Source organism: Sinomonas sp. (genome assembly GCF_051955515.1).
In the GTDB taxonomy this organism is placed as follows: domain Bacteria; phylum Actinomycetota; class Actinomycetes; order Actinomycetales; family Micrococcaceae; genus Sinomonas.
This window is the reverse complement of sequence record NZ_JBQCGQ010000223.1, coordinates 1-9,324: the sequence shown is the minus strand read 5'-3', so window position 1 is coordinate 9,324 and position 9,324 is coordinate 1. Positions and strand designations below refer to the sequence as shown.

Here is a 9,324-nt window from a genome sequence, read left to right as displayed (position 1 = left end):
GCCGTGATCCTCTCGGTCGCGACCCTCCTGCCGCTCGGCGTCATCCTGCTCACGCGCCCGGCCATCCCGGGAGGCGCCTACTTCCTGGACCCGAACTCGCCGCTTCAGGCCGTCGTCGGCATCGCCATCGCCGTCGGTGCCCTCGCCGCCGTCCGCGCGAACAAGCGATTCCTCGCGGTGCTCATGGTCTCCGTCACGGGCTACGGCATCGCGCTCATCTTCGCCCTCCAGGGCGCGCCCGACCTCGCGATGACCCAGCTGCTCGTCGAGACGATCGTGCTCGTCGCGTTCGTCCTCGGCATGCGCCGCCTTCCGGCCCAGCTGCGCGACAGGACGGGAGGGGCGTACCGCGTGGCGCGGATCATCATCGCCGTGCTGTTCGGCAGCATGGTCGTGGTCGCCGGGATGTTCACCATGAGCGCCCGGCACGCCGCGCCGATCTCGCTCCAGTTCCCCGAGCTCGCCTATTCCGAGGGCGGCGGGAACAACATTGTGAACGTCACGCTCGTGGACATCCGCGCGTGGGACACGTTCGGCGAGATCTCCGTGCTGGTCCTCGCGGCCACGGGCATTGCGAGCCTGATCTACATCAGCCACCGGGGACGCCGCCCGGGCCCCGTCCACGAGGTCGAGACGGGCAGCGTGGGGCGCGTCCGCGGCGTGGATCCCAGCTCGCGAGGCGGTGCGGAGCTCGCCGTCGCCCGGACGTTCCAGAGCGTGGAACGCGACCCGTGGCTCGTGGCCGGCCGTACCCTCGCCCCCGAACGCCGCTCGATCATCTTCGAGGTCATCACCCGGCTCATCTTCCACAGCATGGTGCTGTTCTCCCTCTACCTCCTGCTCGCCGGCCACAACGCGCCGGGCGGCGGCTTCGCCGGCGGTCTGGTGGCCGGGATCGCGCTCACGATTCGCTACCTTGCCGGCGGTCGGTTCGAGCTCCACGAGGCCGCGCCCTTCAATCCCGGGGTGCTCCTCGGAGTCGGCCTCGCGGTCGCGGCGCTCGCCGGTGCCGTGCCGTTGCTCGTGGGCGGGCAGGTGCTGCAGAGCGCAACCATCGCCCTCTGGCTGCCCGTCTTCGGCGACGTGAAGTTCGTGACGTCCACGCTGTTCGACGTGGGGGTGTACCTGATCGTGGTCGGGCTCGTGATCGATGTCCTCCGGAGCCTTGGCTCCCATATCGACGAGCAGATCGAGGACCAGTCACGGGCCGAGGCCAAGCGCGACCTCCGGGCTCTCCGCGAGAACCGCCAGAAGGAGAGAGAGCGCGCATGAACCCCAACATGACCCTGCTCATCATCTCGGGCGTGCTGTTCGCGTGCGGCGTCTACCTCCTGCTCGAACGGAGCCTCACCCGCGTACTCCTCGGGCTTCTCATGCTGACGAACGGGGCCAACCTCCTCCTGCTCACCACGGACGGCTACGCCGGCCTCGCGCCCTTCTACGCGAAAGGGACAGACGCCAAGGCCTACAGCGACCCGCTTCCGCAGGCGTTCGTGCTCACGTCCATCGTGATCTCCTTCGCGGTCACAGGCTTCATGCTCGCGCTCATCTATCGCACTTGGCAGCTCGGCCGTGCCGACGAGGTGGCCGACGACCTCGAGGACCGTCGGGTCGCCGCCCAAAGCGGATGGGTACCCGAGGACGACGCCGACGTCCCCGAGGATCTCAGCGAATTCGTGAACCGGGAAGAAGCCGCGGCCGCCGACCGCGCGGCTCTGCACAGCGGGCGGCAGAAGGCCCACGCACAGGAATCGCTAGGGCAGGAGTCTTCTGGGGAAGGGGAGCTCGAGTGAACCTGGCAAACCTGGCCCCGCTCGCCGTCGTCCTCCCCATCTTCGGCGCCGCGGTGACGTTCCTGCTCCTGCGCCAGCCGCGCGCCCAGCGGATCGTGAGCATCGGCGTGGTCGCGGTGACGCTCGCGCTCGAGATCCTGCTGCTCGCCTCGGTCTGGGACGGCGGAACGATCGCGGTGCCGATCGGCCAATGGATTCCGCCGTGGGGGATCACTCTCGTTGTGGACCAGTTCTCCTCCCTCATGCTGGTCGTCTCAAGCGCGGTGAGCCTCTCCGTCCTCATCTACGCCGTGTCGCAGGGCATGGCCGACGGCGACAAGGACGGCCCGATCTCGGTGTTCCACCCGAGCTTCCTCATCCTGATCGCCGGGGTTTCCGACGCCTTCCTCGCGGGGGACCTGTTCAACCTATACGTCGGCTTCGAGATGCTGCTCACGGCGAGCTACGTCCTGCTCACGCTCGGAGGCACGACGGCGAGAATCCGCGCCGGGGTGACCTACGTCGTCGTGAGCGTGGTCTCCTCGCTGCTGTTCCTCATCGCGATCGCGATGGTCTACGCCGCGACCGGCACGGTGAACATGGCGGACCTCGCCGTGAAGCTCGGCCAGCTCGACCCCGGCACGCAGACGCTCCTGCACACCATGCTGCTCATCGGCTTCGGGATCAAGGCCGCGGTGTTCCCGCTCTCGTTCTGGCTCCCGGACTCGTACCCCACGGCGCCCGCGCCCGTCACAGCCGTGTTCGCGGGCCTCCTCACGAAAGTCGGCGTGTATGCGATGGTCCGCACCGAGACGCTCCTGTTCCCCGGCGAGGACCTCAACGTCCCGCTCATGACCGTTGCGCTGCTCACCATGGTCGTGGGAATCTTCGGTGCGCTCGCCCAGACGGACATCAAGCGACTCCTGTCCTTCACCCTGGTCAGCCACATCGGCTACATGGTGTTCGGGCTCGCGATGAGCTCCGTGATCGGCCTCGCCTCGGCCGTCTTCTACGTGATGCACCACATCACGGTCCAGACGTCCCTGTTCCTCGTCGCCGGGCTCATCGAGCGCCGCGCGGGCTCGGCGTCGATCGATCGGCTCGGGGGCCTCGCGAAGCTCTCACCGCTCCTCGCGCTGCTGTATTTCATCCCCGCGATGAACCTCGCCGGGATTCCGCCGTTCTCGGGCTTCCTCGGGAAGCTCGGCCTCGTCCAGGCGGGAGTGACGCTTGGCACTCCGATGGCGATCGCTGTCGTCATCGCCGGGGTCGCCGTGAGCCTCCTGACCCTGCTGGCCCTCGCCCGCGTGTGGGCGCGCGCCTTCTGGCGGTCCACCGACGACGCCGAGAATCCCGATGCCGCGCTTCTCGCCCCCGCCCACAGAGGTTCGATGCCGCGCGCAATGGTCGGTGCGACCGCCGGGCTGGTGGTGCTCGGTCTCGCGCTGACCGTGTTCGCCGGACCCTTGTTCACTGTGAGTGAACAGGCTGCGAAGGAGATGCTCGACCGCACTCCGTATATCACCGCCGTGCTCGGCCAGCAGGCCCCGCATCCGGGGGTGGCACAGCCTTGAGCGCTCCACGCATCGCCCTCCGCACGGAGCTGCCGCTGCTCGCGTGGCTCGTCATCGTCTGGGGCGCCCTCTGGCAGGACTTCAGCCCGGGCAATCTGGTCTTCGGGCTCCTATTGGCCCTGCTCGTGACGAGGTTCCTGTACCTGCCGCCCGTTGAGCTCAGTGGACGTTTCAACCTGCTCCAGGCAGTGCGGTTCGCCTTCGTCTTCGTGTGGCAGATCATCGTGGCGAGCGCGAAGCTCCTCTGGCTTGCCGTTCGGTCCGGGCCAGCAGTGACGAGCGCCGTCATCGCGGTGCCGCTCCGCAGCCACGCCGACCTCATCGTCACCGCCACGGGCCATGTTGTGTCGCTCATCCCGGGCTCGCTCATCGTGGACGTGGACCGGGCCAACGCGACCCTCTATGTCCATGGCATCGACGTGCCCGACGCAGCGGCCGCCGAGAGGCTGCGGCGGTCCGTCCTCGCGGCCGAGGCCGAGCTGATCCGGGTCATGGGCACCGACGAGGACCTGCGGACCCTGCGCGGGGAGGGGCCGCAATGACCTTCCTCGACGGGGCGCTCCTGATCTGCAGCATCCTCCTGGCGCTCGCGGCCTTCGGCGCGGTGATCCGCATGATCAAGGGGCCCGCGCTGCTCGATCGCGTCCTCGCGGCAGACGTTCTGCTCGTGGTCCTCGCCTCGGCGCTCATCGCGAAGATGGTGGCGAGCCGATCCACGGATCACCTCGCACTCGTCGTCGCCATCACGCTGATCGGCTTCGTGGGGTCCGTGACCGTCGCCCGATTCGTGCAGGACCGGAGGCGGCCGTGAACTCGTTCCTCGACGTTGTGGTCGGCGTGCTGCTGGTGCTGGGCGGCCTGCTCTCCCTCGCCGCCGCGATCGGACTGCTGCGGTTCCCGGACCTGCTCACCCGCATGCACGCCGCGACGAAGCCCCAGGTCCTGGGGTCGTTGCTGCTCCTGACGGCCCTCGGGCTCGCGCTGCACTCCTGGGCGCTTGTGCCGCTGCTCGTGGTGGCCTGGATCTTCCAGCTCCTGACCGTGCCGGTCTCGGCCCACATGGTCGGCCGCGCCGGCTACCGGACCAAGCACGTCGACAAGGGTCGGCTCACCGTCGACGAGCTCGAGGACGTCGTGGCACGCGTGGAGCGGGCCGAGGACGTCGAGGACTGAGCGCCCCGTTGCCGGGTTCCCCAAGTTCACTTCCGCCTTCCCCAGCTTTGCAGCCAATTTCCCCAGCCTTTGAGGGTACGACGGCGTCACTCGCCTGAGTTTCCGCGCTTCTGCGGTCCTGGGACCGTCGAGAGCTGGGGAGATCGGCGGAGAAACTGGGGAACCCGGCGAACTTCAGGCCGGTGCCGCGAGTCCGAGGCTGCGCCGTCGCGCCACCGCCCTCTTGACCTCAGCGACCATGGCCTCGGGGCGATCCACCACGTCGCTGTACGTGTAGCGGAGCACCTCGTAGCCGCGGAGTTGGGCGGAACGGTCGCGACGATAGTCCTTTGCCCGCTGCACCGGCTCGTTGTGGGTGCGGCCATCGGTCTCCAGATCGAGGAAGTCCTCGATCAAGAGGTCCATCCACCCGACGCCCTCCACCTCAACCTGTGTCCGTACCTGCAGGCCCGCGCGCCGCAGGTGCTCTCGGGCGAGCACTTCGATGAGGGAATCGGCGCCGGCCCCGACGGCATCGATGACTCGGCGCGCCGTCGCGTTGCGGTGACCGGGGAGGCGCTCGAGCAGAAACTCCCGGGAGAAGCCCTGCTGAATGGCTGATTCAACCATCACCAGTGCCTCGAGTTCCGGGAGGCACCGGAGCGCGTGCAGCAGGACGTCCGCCTGAGAGGCGACATGGCTCCTTGGAGAGGGCGGCACCCATGACTGGCGGTGAACAACAGCGCGGCCGGAACTGAAGCGTCCGTCGGATCGCTGGATATGGATCTCTTGGGGTTCGCGGACCACCCACAGTCCATGGGCTTTGGCCGCGGAGACGCATGTCAGGAGTGAGTCGGTCGAGGCGCAGCGGACAAGGACAGGATCAGCGTCCGCAAGGGCGTAGATCCCGCGACTCGGGCGAATCACCGCCCCAGACTCGAGCGCGTACTCGAGATCGCTCCTCGAAACCCCGTCTCGCAGGAGGTTGCCTCGCCGCGACACCCCTCCCCACCGGGCGAGCACTTCCAGAACGTTGGTCACGCCACCATGGTGCCGGCCAGCCGCGTGGTGGGCGACGGAGTAGGGGGTCTATGTGGATAACCCTCCCGTGGGTCTTTCCGGATTCCCCAGCTTCTGCGCCGAATTCCCCAACTCTCGGCTGCCCCAGCGATGCGGAACCGCGGAAACTCAGGCGAGTGCCGCCGTGGGGCCTCTCATAGCTGGGGAAGCCGGCACTATAGCTGGGGAAGCCGGCGCAGAGTGCCTAGACCTTCTCGGGCGTGCTGTTGAAGTGCGCCACGGCCTTCTGGGTGTACCGCTGGGTGAAGACCTGAACGATCGCGCCGACAGCAGAGGCCACGAGGGCGAAGACCAGCGTGTCCCGCAGGCTGGCCTCAAGGTTCGTGGGGTCCTTCGGCGGCTTGTGGCCGGTGCCCTTCTCCCAGACCTTGTCGAGGACTTTGGTCGCTACGAAGCCGGATCCGATGCCGATGACCGTTCCGAGCATTTTGATGAGGACCGTCACGTCCGTCTCCTTCGCGTTCGGCGTCAGTTGGCCAGACTCTTTCGGCCCAGCCTAGCGGTAGACTGGCTGCGTTTCATACGACAGGGGAGCGCCGTGGCGCGGGAGTCCGAATCGGGAGCCCATGGCACAGGGGCGCTGAGAGTGCGGATCACCGCAGACCCTCGAACCTGCTCCGGCTAATACCGGCGAAGGGAGTCGAGTTCTCAGGCAGTATGCGCTGCCGCCCCTCCTGATCCCAGGGGGAGAAAACCCATGAGCACTACCATCAAGAAGCCCACGTATACGTGGCGCGTTGTCGACATTGTGGTTGCCGCCGTCGTCGCGGTCGCCTGCGGCGTCATCTTCTGGCTGTGGGACCAGGCCTATGTGGGCGTCACCGCCGCCACAGCCGCCTTCGCCCCGCTCAGCGGCCTGTACTCCGGCGGGTGGCTCCTCGCAGGCGTCCTCGGCGGGCTGATCGTGCGCAAGCCGGGCGCGGCGCTCTTCTGCGAGATCCTGGCCGCCGTCGTGGAGGCGCTGCTGGGGTCCCAGTTCGGCGTCACCGTGCTGCTCTCCGGTCTCGTGCAGGGCGCGGGCGCGGAGCTCGTCTTCGCCGCCTTCCGCTACCGCCGCTGGAACCTCGGCGTGGCGCTCCTCGCGGGCGCGCTGTCCGGCCTCGCGCTCGGCGTGAGCGAGTGCCTGCAGTTCTTCGTGGAGTGGGAGTTCGGCTGGCAGGTGGCCTACACCGTCTTCGCCGTCATCTCGGGCGTCGTGATTGCGGGCCTTCTGAGCTGGCTCGCGGTGAGGGCGCTCGCCAAGACGGGCGCACTGTCCGCGTTCGCCGCAGGACGCGCCGCGGACGTCTGAGCATGCCCGTTTCAGCGCCAGCAGCGGTGAGGGCGCGCGGGTGGGGGTGGCGGCACGCGGGGCGCAAGGCCTTCGCGGTGACCGACCTCGACCTCGACATCGCCCCTGGCGAACGCGTCCTGCTGCTGGGCGCCTCTGGCGCCGGCAAGTCGACGCTCCTGCACGCCCTCGCGGGCGTCCTCGGGGCCGCGGAGGAGGGCGAGGAGCGCGGCGAGCTGACGGTCGACGGCGTTGCCGCCCCCAGCGCACGCGGCCGCGCCGGATTGGTCCTCCAAGACCCCGACAGCCAGATCGCGATGGCCCGAGTGGGCGACGAGGTGGCCTTCGGCTGCGAGAACCTCGCCGTCCCCCGGAGCGAGATCTGGCCGCGCGTCCACCGCGCGCTTGACGACGTGGGCCTCGACGTCCCGCTCGACCGCTCCACCGCCGCGCTCTCGGGCGGCCAGAAGCAGCGACTCGCCCTTGCTGGGGTCCTCGCGATGGAGCCCGGCCTCGTGCTGCTCGACGAGCCGACAGCGAACCTCGACCCCGAGGGCGTCCAGGAGGTGCGCGAGGCGGTGCGGCGCAGCGTGGACAGGACCGGGGCGACGCTCGTCGTCGTCGAGCACCGGGTCTCTGTGTGGGCGGAGCTCGTGAACCGCGTGGTCGTCCTCGACGCGGGTGGCGGCCTCCTCGCAGACGGGCCGCCTGAGCAGGTGCTCGGCGACGGCGGCGTACGACGACGGCTGGCCACCGCCGGCGTCTGGGTTCCGGGCTGGCACCCGCTCACCGGCGAGGCTCCTTCTCAGCCACTCCGAGCCGGCCGACCACAGCGGGAGGGGGAGCTGCTTGCTGCGGAGGGGCTCGCCGTCGGCCGCTCTCCCAAGGCCGGGCCCGTGGTGGGCGGGATCGATCTGGTGCTCCGCGAGGGCCACGCCGCGAGTGTGACCGGACCCAACGGCGCCGGGAAGTCGACGCTCGCCCTCACCCTCGCGGGGCTGCTGCCCGCGGTCGGGGGCCGGCTCGAGGCGCTGCCCCCGCTCGCGCGCGGGGCGGGAACGAATCCCGCGCGGTGGCGATCGAGCGAGCTCGTCAGCCGGATCGGGACGGTGTTCCAGGAGCCAGAGCACCAGTTCCTCACCCCGCGCGTCCTCGACGAGCTCGAGTTCGGCCCGCGGCGGGTGGCGCGCCGACCCGAGAAAGAGGTCCGCCCCCTCGTGGACGGGCTCCTGCAGCGCCTGCGACTCGACAGGCTCGCGGAGGCGAATCCGTTCACGCTGTCCGGCGGCGAGAAGCGGCGGCTCTCCGTCGCGACGATGCTCGCCACCAGCCCGCGGCTCCTTGTGCTCGACGAGCCGACGTTCGGCCAGGACGCGCTGACGTGGGCCGAGCTCGTGCGGCTCCTCGCGGAGCTGCTCGCGCAGGGCACCTCGCTCCTCTCAGTGACGCATGATGAGGACTTCACGGCCGCTCTGTCCGACACGATCTATCGGGTCGAGGGCGGGCGTGCCGCGCGAGTGGGTGCTGCCGCGTGAGTGTGGACGTCCTGACGCCTGAGCTCGCGAACTCCACCCTCGCGCGGGCCAACCCGGTCGCGAAGCTCGCGGCGGCGCTGTGCATCACGCTCACGCTGCTCCTGAGCGTCGACTGGGTCTCGGCGTCCGTGGCCCTCGTGTGCGAGCTGTGCCTCGTCCCGCTCCTCGGAGTCCGCCCGGTGACGCTCCTGCGGCGGACCTGGCCGCTCGCCGCGGCGGCGCTGGTGGCCGCCTACTCGACCGCGCTGCTCGGGGCCAAGACTGGACCGGTCTGGCTGCAGCTCGGGCCTGCCGTGTTCACGCAGGGGTCCGTGCTGACCGGGATCGCCATCGGGCTCCGCGGGCTCGCGATCGCGCTCCCTGGCGTCTTCCTCCTCTTCTCCACCGATCCCACCGATCTTGCCGACGGGCTGGCCCAGAAGCTCCACCTCCCGGCGCGGTTCGTGCTCGGGGCACTTGCCGGCATGCGGCTCGTCGGGCTGCTCGTTGATGAGTGGCGCACCCTCGGGCTCGCGCGGCGCGCCAGAGGCGTCGGTACGGGGCACAATCCGGTCGCACGCTTCACGGCGTTCCTGGGCCAGTCGTTCGCGCTCCTCGTTCAGGCCATCCGCCGTGCCACGCGACTGGCCGTGGCGATGGAGGCCCGCGGGTTCGGAGTCATGGTCGATGGTCGGCCTGTGCCTCGGACCTGGGCGCGCGAATCCAGTTTCTCTCGCTTGGATGTCTGGGTGGCCGCAGGCGGAGTGGCCATTGCGGCGCTCTCGGTGGGGGCCGCCGTCGTCCTTCGGACCTGGAACGTGGTCTGGGGCTAAACCTTGCGCCGGGGGCTTACGCGGGGGTGGGAGCACGGGGGAGGGGGGCGCCTCGGGGAGCCCGGCCCCGCCGGGCGCGGATGAGGGAGGGGGGGGGGGGGGGGGGGGGGGGGGGTGGGCGGGCCCGAG

11 protein-coding genes and 1 riboswitch are annotated in these 9,324 nt (G+C 69.7%); of the genes, 9 read left to right on the top strand and 2 right to left on the bottom strand.

The window, feature by feature from the left end:
• The 6 genes from mbhE to mnhG form a co-directional block, all read left to right on the top strand.
• Positions 1-1,272 (top strand): hydrogen gas-evolving membrane-bound hydrogenase subunit E (gene mbhE, locus ACTHL9_RS13245; protein WP_440519710.1); only part of this gene is annotated, 1,272 nt, incomplete at its 5' end.
• Positions 1,269-1,793 (top strand): Na(+)/H(+) antiporter subunit C, encoded by a 525-nt coding sequence (locus ACTHL9_RS13240; RefSeq protein ID WP_440519709.1) that lies wholly within the window; start codon positions 1,269-1,271, stop codon positions 1,791-1,793. The genes mbhE and ACTHL9_RS13240, both read left to right, overlap by 4 nt.
• Positions 1,790-3,346 carry a Na+/H+ antiporter subunit D gene (locus ACTHL9_RS13235; RefSeq protein ID WP_440519707.1) on the top strand — a complete coding sequence of 519 codons (1,557 nt, stop codon included), beginning with the start codon at positions 1,790-1,792 and terminating at the stop codon, positions 3,344-3,346. Before ACTHL9_RS13240 ends, ACTHL9_RS13235 begins: the two co-directional genes overlap by 4 nt.
• Positions 3,343-3,888, top strand: a complete 546-nt coding sequence (locus ACTHL9_RS13230; protein WP_440519706.1) for a Na+/H+ antiporter subunit E — start codon at positions 3,343-3,345, stop codon at positions 3,886-3,888. The genes ACTHL9_RS13235 and ACTHL9_RS13230 overlap by 4 nt, the downstream gene beginning before the upstream one ends.
• Positions 3,885-4,157, top strand: coding sequence for a monovalent cation/H+ antiporter complex subunit F (locus ACTHL9_RS13225; RefSeq protein WP_440519705.1), 273 nt, complete (start codon positions 3,885-3,887; stop codon positions 4,155-4,157). The genes ACTHL9_RS13230 and ACTHL9_RS13225 overlap by 4 nt, the downstream gene beginning before the upstream one ends.
• On the top strand, positions 4,154-4,519 hold the full coding sequence (gene mnhG, locus ACTHL9_RS13220) for a monovalent cation/H(+) antiporter subunit G (RefSeq protein WP_440519703.1): 366 nt from the start codon (positions 4,154-4,156) through the stop codon (positions 4,517-4,519). Before ACTHL9_RS13225 ends, mnhG begins: the two co-directional genes overlap by 4 nt.
• Positions 4,520-4,693: 174 nt before the next feature.
• Here mnhG and ACTHL9_RS13215 read toward each other — a convergent pair whose 3' ends face one another.
• Together ACTHL9_RS13215 and ACTHL9_RS13210 are read right to left on the bottom strand one after the other, a co-directional pair.
• Positions 4,694-5,539: a DUF559 domain-containing protein gene (locus tag ACTHL9_RS13215; protein WP_440519701.1), complete on the bottom strand. Its 846-nt coding sequence runs from the start codon at positions 5,537-5,539 to the stop codon at positions 4,694-4,696.
• 223 nt (positions 5,540-5,762) lie between these two features.
• Entirely contained in the window at positions 5,763-6,023 is a 261-nt protein-coding gene (locus tag ACTHL9_RS13210; RefSeq protein WP_249336008.1) for a DUF4235 domain-containing protein, read from the bottom strand.
• Between the two features lie 72 nt (positions 6,024-6,095).
• A riboswitch (TPP riboswitch) is annotated at positions 6,096-6,234 on the top strand.
• 41 nt (positions 6,235-6,275) lie between these two features.
• On the opposite strand from ACTHL9_RS13210, the gene ACTHL9_RS13205 reads away from it, so the two are divergent.
• From ACTHL9_RS13205 to ACTHL9_RS13195, 3 genes are read left to right on the top strand one after another with little or no spacing between them, the layout of a single operon-like run.
• Positions 6,276-6,869 (top strand): ECF transporter S component, encoded by a 594-nt coding sequence (locus ACTHL9_RS13205; RefSeq protein WP_440519699.1) that lies wholly within the window; start codon positions 6,276-6,278, stop codon positions 6,867-6,869.
• A 2-nt stretch (positions 6,870-6,871) separates the two neighbouring features.
• Positions 6,872-8,383, top strand: a complete 1,512-nt coding sequence (locus ACTHL9_RS13200; protein ID WP_440519698.1) for an ABC transporter ATP-binding protein — start codon at positions 6,872-6,874, stop codon at positions 8,381-8,383.
• A complete protein-coding gene (locus ACTHL9_RS13195) occupies positions 8,380-9,195 on the top strand; it encodes an energy-coupling factor transporter transmembrane component T family protein (RefSeq protein ID WP_440519697.1) in 816 nt (271 codons plus the stop codon). The genes ACTHL9_RS13200 and ACTHL9_RS13195 overlap by 4 nt, the downstream gene beginning before the upstream one ends.
• Positions 9,196-9,324 lie beyond the last annotated feature (129 nt).